The organism is Bacillus cereus group sp. Bce019 (assembly GCF_051781745.1).
Lineage (GTDB): Bacteria > Bacillota > Bacilli > Bacillales > Bacillaceae_G > Bacillus_A > Bacillus_A cereus.
The window spans coordinates 299602-316809 of the sequence record NZ_JBPWJX010000004.1 but is presented as its reverse complement, the minus strand read 5'-3'; the positions used below and the strand labels follow the sequence as shown (position 1 = coordinate 316809).

The following is a 17208-nucleotide window of genomic DNA, read 5'->3' as shown; positions in this document are numbered from 1 at the left end:
AAGGGGATTTATATAATGAACACAGCAACTATAAACTTTCAAGATTTAATAATGGAAATACTAAACTCTGAATCTATAGCTAAAATTTTTAATTTTGAACTATTTAAGGTGAGAAATCAAGATAAAGAAGATGTGAAACAAGATTGTATCTTGCGTATAATGAAATCTCTTCAACAAACAACAGTTCCATCTGAAAAGCTACCTTCATTTTGTCAAACAATTATTAAAAGAACCGTGGTTGATTATTATCGTTATACAAATAGAATGGTAGAAAAAAATTCGACTTCTGTATTTTATTGTGATGGATTTATTGAAGACGATTCTAGTGAAAATAATTGCCCTACATTTTGCCAAGAGTCTTACGAACAAGGATATGAATTCTCAATTGTTAAAGCAGATTTTGAAATACATAGAAATAAATTTACTCCGACTGAACAACATGTCATAGAATACATGCTATATGACGGCTTAGGAGTCTGTATGAATTTAGCCGAAATCGCAAACGAACTTAAAATTAATAAATCGCATTCAACAAGAGCATTAAAGAAATTGCGTAGCATTTATTGTTGTTAATATACTTAGTTCCCTACTATTTCAAACAACAATCACCTAAAAATATTGTAAAACAATTAAGAACATTTTGTAAACAAAAGCAACTTTTATTTTTATTATAAATTCCGCAACTATTTAATTAGTTATTACGATAACTATTAATCAGTCTAGTATATACAACTAGTATACAACATCGACAATAATTTTCAAAGGCGTTTTTTATCTGTTTCTTATTAGATTTCAGCCCTCTTTTATATATATAACCATTCATTACATGAACTTTATTGGAAAATTATTAAGCTTAACTATTGATTTGTTACTATTAAATATTGACTAGATTCATAACTTACAGTCTGCATTTAAAAACTTAAGTTCTATTTATTTATATAAATAGAATAAACAAAGTTAATTTAAATAAACCTTTATATCGATATATAACAATCGGATGACGTTATATATCCTGTCAATTTAAGGAGGAAATAAAGTATGACGACAATAAAAGGATTAGATGCAATTTTAAAAGTGGGAAACACCTTTCTTACGTTTAAAGATAAAAAACCACTTACACTTTTATTTATCGATTGGTATGAAAATCTGGTTGGTATTCGCGAGCATTATGAACCTACCTTAAAACCCAAATATATACGTTGCCCAGGGACAGATGTGTGCCCCCTTTGTCACGTTAATCCTAGTAAATATCCGAATTTGAAGATTAAATTACGTGTATATGATCCATTAGATAATAAGATTAAGCTAGTCTCTTTAGCGAAAACTCACATTCAAAAATTACACACAGACTTTAATGTTTACATGATTGATCCTACAAAAGATTTTGTCACTATCTCTAGAAGTGGAACAGGTGCTAATGATACCACTTATTCAGCTAAACCATACCATTATACTTCAGTGGATGAAAAACCTATATTAAAGAAGCCAGACTTTAATGAAATTGAAATGCTTGATATATCAATATATATAACTTCTCATAGTCCTGATGAAATCCAAGAATTTATGAATGCAGCCTCAACAATATATAATTTACAGCAAGCACAGTTTCAATGTAGTTCCCCTACTCTTTCATTAACTACTGAAGGTTTTGATGAAAAGGAACAATTGAGAACTACTAATCATAAATTACCGTTTTAGAAAACCGTATGGAATTTTAATTTCTATTATTAAATATAGAAAGGGACGATTATGTCGTCCCTTTTTGAAGTAAGGAGTTGTAAATTTTGTTTTTTAAATCAAATGAATCCAATCAGGACATTTTTACACTATTAAATAAGCGCGAAGTAAAAGAAAGCACGCAAAAAACTCGTACAAAAAAAAATGAGGAAAAAAAGATTACGATAAAACAAAATCAATATGTTCACGGAATTAATAATTCAGTAAAACTACCTTTAAATTACTACTTAATACATACCCCTGAACAATTTAAAGAATTCATTACCAAGTATAAGGTGTATAAAACCTTACATTCGCAAGCTTATACATTTATTGATACGAAATCCACTGGTTTGAATCCTTTTAAAGACTCAATCATCTCAATTACGATTGGATTTATGGATAACAGTTTTTTTTATATACCTATTAAGCCTTTTAAACATCGATTATCACGGAATATCTCTACATTAAGTCTAGAATACACGATGAAAAAACTCTCACCACTATTAGAGAAAGATACCTTATTAATACTTAGTAACAGTAAGCAACACATTCACGCTCTATATAATTGGTGTAATTTTGACATTACATATAATATCTTTTGGGATACTGAGATAGCTGCAAACCTATTAAATGAGAACCATCCAAAAGGTGTAAAAGAATGGTATAAAGAATATGTATTACCCCGTCTTATTTCAAAAGGAACCATTTTAAATACCATTGATAGAAAAAAATATATGTTTGAAAAGACACTCTATGATCAGCTACAACACCATGTAGCTACCTACTTCGCTTGCTATGATATTTTTATGCTAAAGTCTGTATTCGAGTACCAGAAAAGGATTTTTGAAAACCCTAAATTTAATCTTGTTCATATATATAAATTATTTAGAGAAATAGAGATGCCTTTAATAGCAGTACTTACTACTGCTGAAAGAAAAGGCATTAAAATTAATGAAGAATTTCTAAGCAATGATGTAAAACAAATACTCCAAGCGAAATTACAATCCGTAAAAAAAGAAATCTTGAATCACCTAGGTTCTACTATCACATTAAATAATTGTGTGCACCCACCTAAGCAACAAAATAAATATAATAACGTAAATAAATTAACAAGCACTTTGTTTAATATAAATTCTCCAGCCCATTTGGCCCAAAAACTTTATATTGATAACGCTATTCTAAAACCTATCATGGAATATGACAAAGGTTGCAAAAGCGTGATTTCCAAGCTAAAAACAGATAGAAAAACGCTGATACGTAAGCTATCAATGCATCCTGTAATTCCTCTAATTCTAGAATATCGTCGCTTAGTGAAATTAATAAGTTCTTTTTGCAACTCCCTACCCAAAGAACAACAAGGTACTATCGATAATAAAATTCATCCTATCTATAACTCTGTAGGAACTAAAACAGGCCGTATGAGTTGCTCGTCACCAAACCTAAAGTTGTGGGCTGCATAAAGGTAACTTTATGTGTAAGCAGATCGTTAATTCAGGGAAAGCTAAGGGTAATTACCTATGTCAATCCTGAGCCAAGTCTAATAGGGATATTAGAAAGGTGCAGAGACTACTTAAATTAACCTAGAACAGGTGAAATAAGCACGAAAGCGATCCACCCTTCTACAACAGGGTGATGATATAGTCCGATACTCTTTGAAAAAAGAGAGCAAGGATAAAGAGCCTTGCATTACTACAATGACAACAAGTACCAAGTAAAGCTGATTTTATACGTATGGCCTTTAGAGCAGAAAGAGGTAGATTATTCACCAGTATTGACTTCAGTTTACAAAACGTTGGCTGAAGTCGTTAATCTAAACCTACTCAAAACAGGGAACGCCCTCATGTAACGGTGGAGCCAATCCTGTGCTTCTAGTGACAAGAAGTGCAACGACTGCTTGTTAATTATCATCTTGATTCATAGTTAACAAAATAATGAGTCGTCTATCAACCAAAATTGATAAATCCATCGAACTCATTTATACGGTAGGCTATGGGCTTAGTGGTCACAAAATTTGCCCATTATTTGCAGGAATGCAACAGAAGGTATAGTCTAATCCGGCTCCTTTAAGGAGTGTTCAAATACCATGAAAATGGCGGTATACATACAACAAGAATTACGTTGGCTCGCAATAGTAACACAAGAACCGGTTCTAATTGAAGCCTTTAAGAAAGGTTTAGATGTACATAGTCAAATCACTTGCCAAATTAAGGGGTTTACTTATAACTTGTTTGAGGATATTCGAAATTATAAAAGAGAGACATTAAAAGAGACTCAGCATCATATACAACAGCTTATAAATAAATGGTCAGATACCCCAGAATGTCTATATATCTTGAAGATATATAATATGAAGGAACTAAATAGTACTACCATTCCTTCTCTGGCAAATGCTTTTGAATCGCTTAGAAAAGAAATGAAAAGCATTGTATTCGGTAAAGGGATTGCCGAATTAAAATCTCACTCAAAACAGGGAAACCTAAGTGTATAAGCATATGGTAATCCTGTGCCAAAGCGTTCATATGAATGGCAGGTGCAGAGACTTATAGCGTTCCGCGGTTATATAAACAACCAATCTAACGAGTTCGCTTAATGTGAGAAGTAACTTGAAATAGTTGCTAAGGTATAGTCCACTCCCTTAGGAAACTAAGGGGTTTAAGTGACCTTATATGGTATAACAGAAATCGGTTTATCCGATCAATTAAATATTACAAAAGCAGCAGCGACCTCGTTAATTAATCAATTTAAAAAACAATTACCCAACTTTTTAAGATGGGAATCTGAAACACATAGAGAAGTTTTAACTAATGGTTATGTAAAAGATTTGTTTGGTAGAAAAAGACGTTTTAAAGAAACGATTTTAAAAGCTACCTCTTCTTCCACCTTTAAGAACAAAAATTCAGATTGGAGATTAGAGAAAATAAAACGGCAAAGTTGTAACTTTAAAATACAAGGAACTTCTGCGACGCAAGTTAAAAAAGCCATGGTAAATTTATTTTATCCCACCCGGCCAGATGGTACAAAATGCTTAGATAGAGATGAATGGCTACAGGAGAATTACAAATCTATACTTGAAGAGCATGATATACACATCGTATTACAGATACATGATGAATTAATCTTTGATGTACCACAAGATGTTTCCCAAGACGTTTTAAAAGAAATTTCAAACATCATGCTAAATGCCATTCCTTCTACCCATTTAGGAGTGACATTCCATTCGGATATTCATACCTCTCCATATTGGGGTGGCACATTTTCAATGGAAGAAATTAAAGAGTTTTCTAATAGCGATGTAGATCTGAACAGATTATTTCATCAACAATTTAAACAGAAAATAAACAACTTCCTTAATTCAACGTTTTAGGTGAATTTAATGAACACTCCCCCACTTAGCAAAGCTTGAAGTGGGGGTTTCTAACGTTTTGACCTAACGGACGATTAACGTCAGGGGAGTTAACACATTAGCGAGCTGTTTCACGCCTAACCCCTCTATCCCATTTGTCCATGCATTTGGGATTACTTTTCGTAAAATGTTAGCCGCAGCATTTACATCTGCATTAATTAAAGTTTTATTTGCTGAACGATATATGCCGCGCTTTATTCGTTTTCCTGAAAAAGTTGTATTTTGGTCATTTTCTCCATACGTTGGAATGAAGTCGTTATCCAGAAAACTTGCTTTCGATGTATATGATTCTTCAGTTACAACAACTTGAATGCCTACAGCATTTGCTTTGTATGTAATCATTTGAATCAGTAAATTATGTGGGATATGACAAAACGATTGGTTATTTCTTTTTCCCATATTCGTTTCTTGTTTCCAACTTTTATTTTGACCAATAACGATTTTACAAACTTCTTCTTCTTGAGCTAGTTTTACGATATGGTGACTAACTTTATGGAAGACGTCTTTTATTTTCAAGTAACGTTTTTGATGAAGTTTTTCTATCCTTTTAGAAGTAAAAGATCCTTCATTAGTTTGTTTTCCATTTCTAAGAATGCTTGTAAAATGACTCTTCATTTTGTTGTAATATTGATTTATGCTTTTGACATGTTTGCCCTTAACAAGGACAGGTTTCATACCTGTGTTTGTTACGATGGTTGCAAGGTTATCAATCCCTAAATCAATACTCATATAACGAGCATTCTCTTCAATCATTTGTTGTTCAGAAGGAACATCAATTACCAATTCCACTACATATTCATTGTATTTTGGAATCACACGAACTTGTTTCAGTTTACCCTCAGTGAAACCTAGTTTCCCAATATTTAATTGCAATTTCGTCTTTGGAAACTTTAAAAATCTATCGTTTTTAATGATGCAATCTTGGTTTGTATACAGAATCTCTTTTTCAGAAGAACGAATATACTTTGGAATTCTAGGCGGTCCAGCATATTTGTTTGGATTCTTTTTATAGTCTTTTAAACTAGCAAAAAAAGATTTCCAATTTTGGAACAAACCTTTCATGATTGACTGGCTACATTGCGTAGGCAAAGCTCGATAATCATTTTGAATCATAGCCTTAAATAGTGCATCTAGAAAGTTGTAATCTACATAAGGTTTTTCAAAATTAGGTTCTGAAAACAAATTACATGTAATCTCTTTCTGTTCTTCTTTAGGCTTTAATTTCTCTTTTTCCAATTTCTCCTGATAGGCAAGACGTTGTGTGTCATTCATCTTACCAATATTTTTATGAATATGATCCAGAACTTCTTTTTGCAAAGGCTGCAACTCTTTTTCTTGTGTTAATCCAGTGTACACCTGGCGTATATAAAAGTTTGTGGTGTTGTACATGTTCTTAGCGTTATGACAACATTCTTGAAAATAAGAATACATACGATGCCCTTTTTTAATCCAAATTTGAAGAGTTTTATAGTTTGATGGATTTTCCTTTGTCATTTTATTCACCTCCTTGTTAAGGATATTATAGCAAAAAAGAACATACGTTTCCGTTTTTTTCTCGAAAATAAAATATTTCTTTCGATTCACCTCACCACCTTCACTTACGTTTAGAGGTGGGAGTCCTCTCGAAAGGAATGATAGAAAATGACTTAAAAATTAAACATTATAATTGCCACTTTGATTAAATGAGATAATAATAAAAAAACGTACACTTCTGTACGTTTTTTTATCTTCTTTAGTTCCTAATTATCTATACAAAAAATTGAAATACCATTTCAACTTCTGCCTCATTTGTATATTCAACCCTAGGCATGGTGCTCGGATTACCATCAATAGCTAACGATAACGGTGCAATACTAACCATTGGTGTAGGTGTTGTTAATAAAACCTTACATGCAGTTACCCATTCTACGCCATATTTCTGACGCGCCGAATCATTTAATTTCACATCAATTCTAGAAATATTTCCAAAGTTCGTTACTGACTCCCCTGTTTGCCTATTGAACCCTTTAACCGCAATACCATTACGTAACGAGTCATACGATACAATATACTTCTCTGATGCAATTGTAAGGATTTTATACGGCATTGCGCTCTTAACAAATTCAAATACATTTGGTCGTTTGTCGGGCTTTCTAGTACTCATCTCAAATACTTTAATTAACTCAATATCTTTAAGTGATAATTGTCTCTTTTTACCTCCGCAATTGCTTGCTGTATCATATGGTACAGGAGCTATATCATGAGATAATTCACCTGGAATATCAATACAATTAAAGCATCTTTCAATAGATTCTATAATTGTAACAAAGTTTAATAATTCAAAATCTATATTTGTACGTTCTAATTCATATAATTTTTGTTCAAGCATCTCTAATTCTATTTCCAAACGACATTTTGTAATAGAGGAACAATCTGAACTAGCTATATCATCTCTCATACGCTGCATAGCATCTTCAATAGCTAAGATTTCCTCATACAAATCTCCAAATCTAATTGTCATTATCACTTCCTCCTCACTTTTTTTTCGGAGCCTTAGTAGGATCTAATGTCCAAGTGATCCAATCGCTTACATCTTTTAAAGAGCTTACATGGAAGTACTCTCTACACTGTCTAAAGAAAGGAATGATAGGACTATTCCAATTCCCTGGCCCTATTTTCCCAGGTCCTTTTCTTCCTGGAAGAACTGTATATATAGTTTTCATAGGCACTAACGCATAACGATTAAATACTTTAAGGCTATTTAGCTTCCCGTCAACCTGATCGTATGTAACTTCTTTATACAGGCGATGTGAAGGTTCGCTACTGCCCTCTAACTTTTGTCTATCATCTGATACAAGAATAAGAGAATTCTCTACGGGTTTACCATTTATTACACTTTTATCTATCACTTGATCAATTGAATAATAAATTGCAGACATACCAGATTCAGGGAAATCCGATCCTCGATTAAATGTTAGCGTACTAATATCAGAAAATGCTTGTGCTAATCCTTGTACATCTACACTTTTATTCAGTAGAATTCTCCAAAAGTTCGGCCTATTCTTTCCTGCTCTGTCTGTAGGATCAGCATAGGCTACTAATGATACTTTACATGGGATTTTAGCAGCTTTAGCATAACGTTCGATTTCATTTGCTGTGGCAACTAATAAGTTTCTAACACGACCTCCAGGTTCAAGGCCCCCTCCTTCAAACATAGATTCAGAAATATCCACAACGAAAATAATATTAACCCCTGTGACTGTAACAGGTGGTACCCATGGATCCGGTTTTGGATAAGGTAAAACTTGTGGTTTTCGTGCATAAGAAGGTCTCACGCACTCCCTTATACATTCCCTAATTTTATACATTAATGTATCCAAGTTTTCACCAGATTCAAGTCCTGATTCCATGATTACTTCACGTATAGCTTCTAATTCATCTACATATTGCCGTAAAGCATCTACTGAGTATGGATGGCTATGTGCCATACCCTTACGCAAATCTTTAATCATTTTATCTATTTCTTTAACATATCTCATAATACTTTTGAGTTTAGGCATATCGATTGTAACCTCCTAACCAAATATAGTAAGCCCATTATAGGAAAAGGTGTGTCAAATGACACACCTTTGTGGTATTACCTTTTCAAATTTCTTCTCAATTTAAGGCATCTTTTTCTAATACTTCCTCTTCAGCCTCCATTTGGCTTGCTAATTTACTAGCCTCAATAAATTCCTGAATTTCTTGCTTAGGAGTAAATCCAACTTTCTTTTCAATATTTTTACCATCTTTCATAAACAGAAGCGTTGGAATCGTACTAACTTCACACAATTTAGTGATATCTAAAAATTGATCAGCGTTAACTTGAATAAATTTAATATCGTCAATTTGTTTTGACAATTCCTTAATATCCTGTGTAATCATTTTACAGGGGCCACACCAAGTAGTATAAAAATAAACTAAAACAAACCCTTCTACTATCTTTTCTTTAAATTCTTCAACTGTATTAATTTTAAACATTTTATTCCTACCTCCTGTAAAGTATTTATAAGGAAGAACGCTAATAAATCCTTTATACTGTATATTAATATAAAATAATTATATATTGCATACATTTATGTCTACTTAATTTCCACCACAGCCGCATCCAACCTTACGAGCTACCGTATATGTATTACCGTCATTCCACTCTTGAGAAATATTTAATGCATTACGAGCAGAACTAGCCCAAACTTCTTTTTCTACATATTTTCCTTCTGCATCATGACCAGAAACCATATATTTTCGCTTGCCTAACAAATTAACCCTCTCCTTAATTACTTTTATAGAAATTACCTAAATGCTCAAAGCGAGGAACTTTTACTCCGCATACCTCAATATCCGCCATAAAAGTACTCTGAGGTTCAATCCAAGTATTCCCTTTAGCATCTTCATAAATTACCATTTCTTCATCAGTTCCTGTTTGTTTTCCCTTACCAGTAACGAGATAAATTCCACCCTTATAATATCTATAGATTTTAACTTTTTTATTATCCATATCTCCTCAACCTAAACATAATCCTCATATAAATTTATTTAATAATTTCCTTCATTTCTTTTAACCAATTTACTAAAACCATTTCTATTTCCTGCAAACGTCTTATAGAAGTACTTTCAGTCATTCTTTTAGATGCTTTATTGCAAATATAGAGACGTTCTTTTTCAATATCAAATACCAAAGAAAGATGGTAATCTTGTAAACCAAGTGAAGTGGAATCATATCTTACCATTCGTTTAATGGAATGCTCGATATGTATCTCCTTTAACTTACTAGCGAGGTTTTCTCTATGCTTTTTCCACTGATCCGTTGTAAATGTATTTAATAGCATATTAAATTATCACCAACCTTAAAATCATATCCTCTAAATCTCATTTATTAACTACACTAAAATTGCTGAATCATAGTCCCCTGATACAATATAATTAATCCCTGAATCATTATGAATTTTCATTATAATCACTTCGTTAATTTGATGATTTATAAACGATCCATAAGGTACCTCAATATCTTTCATTGCATCTATAACATTTTGAATCTCTTTATTCTTAACTTTCATTGCATTTTCTATTTTGCTGCTACTATTAGAAAAATGTAATGGATACTGTAAGTTTTGCTCCGTTACATTTTTTACATTTAGTTGTTTCACTAAATATTTCACATAATCTTCTGCTTTTTTAAGCCGATTCTCCATATTACGATAGTTCTTTTCCAGCTCCGCAATATAAAGATTTCTACTCATATCTGCTTCATTATTAGAATTTGATTCAGAAGTATTCTTAGCCTTTTTATTCAATTGACTTTTTTCCTCATTGTTATCTCTTACTTGCAAATGTTGTACCTCAAGCAAATCTAAATGTTTCAAAGCATTATTTTCACCTTGATCTAATTCTTTTTTTATTGTCTTTTGCAAGTAATTAAACCATTGGACTAACCATGTGTTATCAATGTCACCATGAATAATTTTGTTTTGTTCTTCCATAGAAAAATCCATGTCACAAATTCTAGCAAGTCCGGAATTAATGTCGATACTAATGGACAAATTTTCGCCACTTTGAATTAACTGTACTAATCGACTAATTTTCTTAGATAATTCCATATCGTTTACCTCTCCTATTTCGTACTGGTATTATAGCAGTCGATATATATATCAATTTAGTTGCGAGTTTTTTCTATATCTAATTTAAATATTAAATTAGATATAATACCTGTACTTCCTTATGAAAAATAATGTACTATGTTTTTACATTCACATTAAAAAATCTTAAGTAGTCGATAATTCATCTAATGGTTTATATTGAAATGCATTAGATTTTTCAGACTCTTTACCCTCTAAATTAATTGCCGTCATTTCAATTACAGATACTTTATCATTTAAAATGTTATGATCTAATTTAGCAGGTGAATGCTCAACACCTGTTAAAACTAATACATCATTTACAAAAATGTTATAACTCTCACTATCAGTTGACGTACTATAATCAAATCTAACTTCTACTCCGCTTTCCATATTATCCACAGAAGTAATAGCTGGTGGTTCAGGAGCTTCATTTCCTACGACTGTAATTGGTACAAATACTTCATGCACCCCATTTGTAATGACTATATCTGTTGTTCCTCCGCTAAGGCCTGTTACAATTCCTTCAGGGCTCACCTTTGCTATATATTTATCTTTGACAGAATAAGTAGTGCCTGTACTCGCCCAATATACATAAATTAACCAGTTATCACCAACTTCTTCTTTACCATCTGTTTGGAAAGTAATCCCTAAATAGTCACCTTTTAAATTTACAATTCGATATTCATTTCGTTTATTCGTTGCTATAACTTGTAACCCTTGTGTTTCTCTATCATCACCCACACCAAAACCATTGGTAGTCTTTACAATTTCAACTATTCGTTCTTCAAATTTATAATTACTAATGTCTACCGCTGTAATTAAACCTTTATTATTATATAAATTATCTATATCTTTAAATAACATAGCCGGACGAAGTTCAGCAGTAACATTCTTTGTAATCCCATCACTAGTTAATGCTTCTACATTCAACTGAACTTGATCACCAGTGTTGAGATTTAAATGCTTGTGGGAAACCATTAGAAAAGCTGTTGATGATAAAGGCTCGAATTCTGTATTAAGAAAAGCATCTACTTTCTTCTGGTACTTCTTTAGAGAGTCCTCTAAAACTAACTTTGCTTCTCTATAGGAAGTCTCAATTAATGCAGAACTTACCTCATCTCTCTTTTGCTCTAAAGTACCTAACTTCGTTAAAATTTCTTTTGCCCTCATATTTCATCCTCCCTCTTGTATCGCATTCATTATAAGGATTTACAAAATTTTTTATTTAATTTTTTGTAGAATAATTCTAGCCTTTTGTATAGTCATATTGTTTAACTTCCCAAAAGAAAAGTCCTTCATATTCAAATCTATAAAGTAAATTTTCAATGATGCTGCCTTGTTCATTATTATTTTTTAAATGCAGGATGTTCTTGAATACTTCTTGTTGCTTTAGATTCATCTTCATTCAACTCAGTTGTATCTAGAGAGTTATCTTTAGCTAAGCTAACTAACATGGTCATATATTCAACTTCTGCAAAGGATATGATAGAATTTTCACCTTTAGCATTTTTACGAATTATAGTAGTACCATTTTCTTGCCATTCCTTAAACTTACTTTTTAAAAAAACATCTGCTTCCTCTAAGCTAAGACCTTCAGTTAATTCTTGTGTCTCACTCTTTAATTTTTTTACTAATTTATCCTCCAACCAATCAACTTTCTTTGAATTTCCACTTTTAAAATAAAAGACTGCAGAAACGTTAAATTTATTTATTTTCATATTTAAATTCCTCCTAGATTATAATCTTTCATCTACACCTAATCTTACTCTAAAGCTTCAATAGGTTAATTAGTTTGATATGGAATTTATCCTTACAGCTATATATTTATAGTCGTTTTACTTAACTAGAATGTTGCGAACTTATTTCCTAATAATTAAGAACGAGCCAATATCATGAGAAGCATCTATAGGTATTGATATAGTTCCTTTAATATGAGAGTTACTTGATTTGCGAATTGAAATACTTCCCTCTAATCGCGATGCACTTGCTACATAAATAGAACTTTTTATCTCTTCAAACATACTCATTCTAATAATAACTGTTCCACTAAGAGTATAGCTCGCATACTGTCTTGTTAAAATTGTAGACAGTATTTGTGACATATCAGGGTATACCACTAAAATATTGCTATGAATCTCCATAAATTTATAATAAGTACCATCTGCAAATGGTTCCGTATTTAATACTTTTCCAATTAATAAATCGTATGCTGAGCCGCCAATCAAATTAATATCATGATGTTTCTTTGTATCCATGTGCTCAAATACTAATACAGTACGATTATTAGAAAAATCATATACCCCACCTAATTTACAAAACACAGGAATGTTATTATCTTGAAAGATAGTTGTAATCATTTCAGGAAGTTCACTTTCAAATTGCTCATGATAAGTTTTATATTCCCCTGTCTTTAATATGACATTGTATACTATTCCATCAATCTTAATTTCTAAGTTTTCATCTAAAATAGAAATAACATCCTCCAATTTTTTATCACAATATATTCTATAACCATGCGGAGTCAATGCCACTTTCTTCACCTCCTAAGAAAATCCAAATTTTAACAGCTTTATTACTCTTTAAAAAAGTTTTCTTTGCTTTTTGTTTTATTTAACTGATATTTCGTTTGAATAAAACAGACTCATTACTCCTCCTTTTTCATAGTAGCTATCGAAATATCCCTAATAATAGTTGTTAGATTTTAAAAATCTAATATAAAAATAGTTTTTTCTAACCTCTAATTCCATACTTACAAGTAGTCTCCATCTGTTCACTTAATAAATCTATATTTTCTTCCCGTTTTAGATCATTCTACTTTTTCCGTCGCAACCTATTAACTTCTCATAACGACAGTTAGTATGCAGATTCAACAAATAGGAGGATTTAAAAATGACAAAAAACAAGTTACTAAAGACATTATATTTCAATTTAAATACTTTAAATTGGGGCCCATACTTTGATCCATTACATCAACCTTATTTCTTAAAATTAACCAACAGTTTTTTCTTCGTTAATAGAGTTGGGGTGAATTAAAGTGCCTTCCCAAAGATATATTGACCTTAGAGAAGATAATTTACCTGACTTACATAACAATGTGTTATTGAAAGCTTGCCAAGAGGATCCTGATTTACTCTCTGAACTTTTATATGAAAATAAAGAATTTCTCTTCTCAATCATTGCTCACTACAAAGGAAGCATTGAATCCCTAAAAAACAAATTTAACGTGGATGAAGAAGAGTTACTTCAACACGCTTATATAGCTGTTATTACAGCAATTAGAGATTTTGATTTTAATAAAGGAATTAAGTTTACTACTTATATTTATCGGCCAATTATATGGGAAATTAACCAATTACTCTATAATGATTCTAGACTTGTACGCTTAAGTCGAAGTGCAGTAGATCTACTCAAACAAATGGAGAAAGTTGAAAATGAACTAGGTTATTTCCCAAAAGCTGAAGAATTAGCTAAATTACTTGATGTTACTGTAGAGCGCATTGAAAATGTTCTTCGATTCGCTTCAGAATTAACCTCTTTAAATTCACTTGAAAGCTTTGAACCCGAGGATTACTCAATAGGTTATGAAAGTAAAGTAATGGATAAAATCTATGTAGAAAATCTACTTAAAAACTCCGATTTATCCGAATTTGAAACTCAAGTGATCAATCTTATTATGGATGGTAACAATAACTCACAGATAGCAAAAAAATTAAATGTCTATCCAATGACAGTTAATCGTGCTTTAAACCGTATAAAGAATAAATTAGATAACAACTTTGAGTCAAAACGATTGTCCAAATATGAAAGTGAAATAGGAGTAATTGCAGAAGAAATGATCGAATTAAACTGTATAATGAATATAGAACAACTCAAAGATTTATTAGATGTATGTGGTTACACTATAAGCAAGTATAGCTCTCGAGTTTTATATTATATTCGTCAACAAGCTATAAGCCGCTTAGATCAAAACCTATCTGAATGCAATGATTGCTCGCAATAAAACTTAATTAAAAAAGTATATAACATTAATTAACAGAAGATTAAAACTATTTAACTTTTTAAAAATCATTTTAGTTATATATAAAAATAAGCAGATTCTTTAAATAAAGAATCTGCTTATTTATTAAATTTCTTGAATCCACATACCATAGTTAGGAAAAGCTAATTTTAATTTATTAAATGTTTCATCAACCCATGATTTAGTATTAAAATCTCCTACGATAATTCGATAATTATCATTTCCTAAATTCTCCTCCCACAAACCATAACCAGGTAGAATTTCTTTTACTCTATTCATTGTGGCATCCTTCCACTCAGATGTATTAAAGTCACCAAGGTAGATACGATAAAACGTATTCTTCTCCTCTTCTCCCAAGAACCATTTAAGAGATTTGTCACCATTCAAACGGTTAACATCACAATTCCCAATTCCAGATACATACCCACCTGTTGTATTGTCTGCGTATTGCCATAAATCACAACTATATTTCGGCTTATTGCCATAGCGTGGAACCCATAAAAAATCTGCTTTTACATTACTTAACCCATATTTTTCATACATATGGTGGCTTACATATAAACCAACTTTCCACCCTGCCGCTTTACATGTATCAATAAATGCTTGAGATGCTGCAGCTAATTTGCTTGGTCCACAACTTGCGAGTGTATCATCTTCTACATCTAACACTAAGAATCTAGCATTTGGACTAACTCGTGCCATAAAATCTTTTGCTTCCACAATTGCATCATTAACACTTACATAACACCCATAAGCATATGCTGCATGCGGGACGCCATATGCTTCTAATTTTTGCACATGCTGATTATACAATTTATCACGTTTCAATGAACCATATTGCACACGACAAATAGCAAGATCTAGATTTTTCGCCGCTACAGCCCAATTAATATTATCATTCCATTTTGAAATATCAACAATATATCCCATACTTTAACCCCATCCTTTTTTAACGTAAAATATCAAATTTTTTCAAAAATCCATTCGCATAATTTGCTCCTCTACTTGCCAATAATCCTGCAGATATAATGGATATATATTTTCCATATCCATTCAAGTCAAAGAAGTTTAAATTAAAAGCAAATGCTAAAGAAATACCTACAAAAATAGATAACAGATACGTGAAACGATCTTGAATAGTTCTATTAGGTATCATGTTTTTTAGAATCTCTGTAAGAGATTCTGTTAGAATTGCTAAAATCACTAACAATGCTCCATTCTCTAGCATTGACTGTAAAAGGTCATTCATTTTCTATTCCTCCAATTTAAAATAGTGCATACCAAGTTTGCATACCAACTACACCATCAATAGATAAGAAACTAGAATTACGCTGATACTCTTTAACCTTTTCTTCTGTTTCCTTACCAAATATGCCATCAACACTCACTTTTAATGTTCTTTGAATCGCCTCTATATTCCGTCCCCTATCGCCTCGTTTTATAGGCTTTCCTGGATATGGTCGAACAGGAGCGCTTCTCATATACTCTTCTAGTTCTAAGTTGATGTAATTCTTGCCTAATTGAGGTGAACCTGGCTCGATTAAAATACTTTGTCCTTCATACAATGCATGGATGTCCAGTTCTGGATTTAGTTTTTTTAAACAATCTGCTTTTATACCAAATTGAGTGGTTAAAGACTGAAGCGTATCGGTTGCACGTATTGTATATAACTTTCCATTTTTGACCGATACCTGTTTAGCTATCATATTGGTTTCCTTTGTACAACTTTCAAACTCGTCTACTACATCCATAATGAATTGATTAAAGCTTTTACCTACAAATTCTAGTCCTTTAGCGGGATCACTTCTCAGCTTAGAATCTAGTACATCATGCCCTATAATATCTCGGCGAGGATTTAGTCCAAACTTATAACAAATATAAGCATGCAGCCAAACATAGCGCTTATACGAATCTACCTTATCAATTTTTTCACCGTAGCATAATTCTACTCCGATGGCAGAATTATTAGCACATGTATCATATAATGCATTACTAGTATTAACATCATAAATTACATGAAAGGCATATTCTGGTTCATGTGTCACAGCAGGTATACACTCAATAATTTGTTTATCATCTACGAGAAAATGTACCGCAGTATTTGATTGATTCTGTGTACGTTGATAATAATCTACACTTTCTCTTGCTGTTAAGTTTGGATGCTCTATATCATGCGCAACAATAAATTGAACATAAATGCGATTACCAGGACGCTTGGTTGATCCTTCATCCAGATAATCCGTTTCAATTTCAAATTTTTTCTTAAATCCCACATCAAGACCTCCTCATGCCTGAATAAAATGAAGAACATCAATCTCGTATTGCAACACTTGATTTGCATTATTATAAGGAGAATATTTAATGGTTTAACATTTACTTAGAATAATAAATATATTTAATATAAAAACAGATAGAGGTAGTCCTTGCCTTTT

General features: G+C 31.8%; 20 protein-coding genes. 6 read left to right on the top strand and 14 right to left on the bottom strand.

Features of this window, described 5'->3' with window-relative positions:
- The first annotated feature begins 15 nt into the window (after positions 1-15).
- The 5 genes from ACS2QP_RS09885 (at position 16) to ACS2QP_RS09865 (ending at position 5083) form a co-directional block, all read left to right on the top strand.
- Positions 16-573, top strand: a complete 558-nt coding sequence (locus ACS2QP_RS09885) for a sigma-70 family RNA polymerase sigma factor (protein ID WP_438882378.1) — start codon at positions 16-18, stop codon at positions 571-573.
- Positions 574-1038: 465 nt separating this feature from the next.
- The gene (locus ACS2QP_RS09880) at positions 1039-1698 is read left to right on the top strand and encodes a hypothetical protein (protein ID WP_438882377.1); all 660 of its coding nucleotides are present in this window, start codon (positions 1039-1041) and stop codon (positions 1696-1698) included.
- 86 nt (positions 1699-1784) lie between these two features.
- The gene (locus tag ACS2QP_RS09875; RefSeq protein WP_438882376.1) at positions 1785-3179 is read left to right on the top strand and encodes a DNA polymerase; all 1395 of its coding nucleotides are present in this window, start codon (positions 1785-1787) and stop codon (positions 3177-3179) included.
- Positions 3180-3802: 623 nt separating this feature from the next.
- A complete protein-coding gene (locus ACS2QP_RS09870) occupies positions 3803-4207 on the top strand; it encodes a hypothetical protein (protein WP_000781409.1) in 405 nt (134 codons plus the stop codon).
- Positions 4208-4375: 168 nt separating this feature from the next.
- The gene (locus ACS2QP_RS09865; protein WP_438882375.1) at positions 4376-5083 is read left to right on the top strand and encodes a DNA polymerase; all 708 of its coding nucleotides are present in this window, start codon (positions 4376-4378) and stop codon (positions 5081-5083) included.
- A gap of 63 nt (positions 5084-5146) precedes the next feature.
- On the opposite strand, the gene ACS2QP_RS09860 is transcribed toward ACS2QP_RS09865, so the two are convergent.
- From ACS2QP_RS09860 to ACS2QP_RS09810, 11 genes are all read right to left on the bottom strand, one after another.
- On the bottom strand, positions 5147-6616 hold the full coding sequence (locus ACS2QP_RS09860; RefSeq protein WP_438882374.1) for an RNA-guided endonuclease InsQ/TnpB family protein: 1470 nt from the start codon (positions 6614-6616) through the stop codon (positions 5147-5149).
- 253 nt (positions 6617-6869) lie between these two features.
- Positions 6870-7622 (bottom strand): hypothetical protein, encoded by a 753-nt coding sequence (locus ACS2QP_RS09855; RefSeq protein ID WP_098382362.1) that lies wholly within the window; start codon positions 7620-7622, stop codon positions 6870-6872.
- Between the two features lie 13 nt (positions 7623-7635).
- Positions 7636-8661 carry a hypothetical protein gene (locus ACS2QP_RS09850; protein ID WP_438882373.1) on the bottom strand — a complete coding sequence of 342 codons (1026 nt, stop codon included), beginning with the start codon at positions 8659-8661 and terminating at the stop codon, positions 7636-7638.
- A 97-nt stretch (positions 8662-8758) separates the two neighbouring features.
- Positions 8759-9121, bottom strand: a complete 363-nt coding sequence (locus ACS2QP_RS09845) for a thioredoxin family protein (protein WP_438882372.1) — start codon at positions 9119-9121, stop codon at positions 8759-8761.
- A 105-nt stretch (positions 9122-9226) separates the two neighbouring features.
- A complete protein-coding gene (locus tag ACS2QP_RS09840) occupies positions 9227-9400 on the bottom strand; it encodes a hypothetical protein (protein ID WP_000900867.1) in 174 nt (57 codons plus the stop codon).
- Between the two features lie 13 nt (positions 9401-9413).
- The gene (locus ACS2QP_RS09835) at positions 9414-9638 is read right to left on the bottom strand and encodes a DUF1653 domain-containing protein (RefSeq protein ID WP_000369000.1); all 225 of its coding nucleotides are present in this window, start codon (positions 9636-9638) and stop codon (positions 9414-9416) included.
- 34 nt (positions 9639-9672) lie between these two features.
- A complete protein-coding gene (locus ACS2QP_RS09830; RefSeq protein WP_046392594.1) occupies positions 9673-9969 on the bottom strand; it encodes a hypothetical protein in 297 nt (98 codons plus the stop codon).
- A gap of 51 nt (positions 9970-10020) precedes the next feature.
- Positions 10021-10737: a hypothetical protein gene (locus ACS2QP_RS09825; RefSeq protein WP_438882371.1), complete on the bottom strand. Its 717-nt coding sequence runs from the start codon at positions 10735-10737 to the stop codon at positions 10021-10023.
- 165 nt (positions 10738-10902) lie between these two features.
- Complete coding sequence (locus ACS2QP_RS09820; RefSeq protein ID WP_438882370.1) at positions 10903-11928, bottom strand: hypothetical protein; 1026 nt, start codon at positions 11926-11928, stop codon at positions 10903-10905.
- Between the two features lie 176 nt (positions 11929-12104).
- Complete coding sequence (locus ACS2QP_RS09815; RefSeq protein ID WP_438882369.1) at positions 12105-12476, bottom strand: hypothetical protein; 372 nt, start codon at positions 12474-12476, stop codon at positions 12105-12107.
- Positions 12477-12617: 141 nt separating this feature from the next.
- Positions 12618-13289, bottom strand: a complete 672-nt coding sequence (locus ACS2QP_RS09810) for a hypothetical protein (protein ID WP_438882368.1) — start codon at positions 13287-13289, stop codon at positions 12618-12620.
- A gap of 503 nt (positions 13290-13792) precedes the next feature.
- Between ACS2QP_RS09810 and ACS2QP_RS09805 the strand changes: the two genes are divergently transcribed.
- Positions 13793-14758 carry a sigma-70 family RNA polymerase sigma factor gene (locus tag ACS2QP_RS09805; RefSeq protein WP_086419598.1) on the top strand — a complete coding sequence of 322 codons (966 nt, stop codon included), beginning with the start codon at positions 13793-13795 and terminating at the stop codon, positions 14756-14758.
- Between the two features lie 123 nt (positions 14759-14881).
- Here ACS2QP_RS09805 and ACS2QP_RS09800 read toward each other — a convergent pair whose 3' ends face one another.
- Genes ACS2QP_RS09800 through ACS2QP_RS09790 form a run of 3 tightly spaced genes read right to left on the bottom strand, consistent with a single transcriptional unit; the run spans position 14882 to position 17049 of the window.
- Positions 14882-15706 carry a GH25 family lysozyme gene (locus tag ACS2QP_RS09800; RefSeq protein WP_086419597.1) on the bottom strand — a complete coding sequence of 275 codons (825 nt, stop codon included), beginning with the start codon at positions 15704-15706 and terminating at the stop codon, positions 14882-14884.
- 19 nt (positions 15707-15725) lie between these two features.
- Positions 15726-16025 (bottom strand): hypothetical protein, encoded by a 300-nt coding sequence (locus tag ACS2QP_RS09795; protein ID WP_000998963.1) that lies wholly within the window; start codon positions 16023-16025, stop codon positions 15726-15728.
- A gap of 16 nt (positions 16026-16041) precedes the next feature.
- The gene (locus tag ACS2QP_RS09790; RefSeq protein ID WP_438882367.1) at positions 16042-17049 is read right to left on the bottom strand and encodes an N-acetylmuramoyl-L-alanine amidase; all 1008 of its coding nucleotides are present in this window, start codon (positions 17047-17049) and stop codon (positions 16042-16044) included.
- Positions 17050-17208 lie beyond the last annotated feature (159 nt).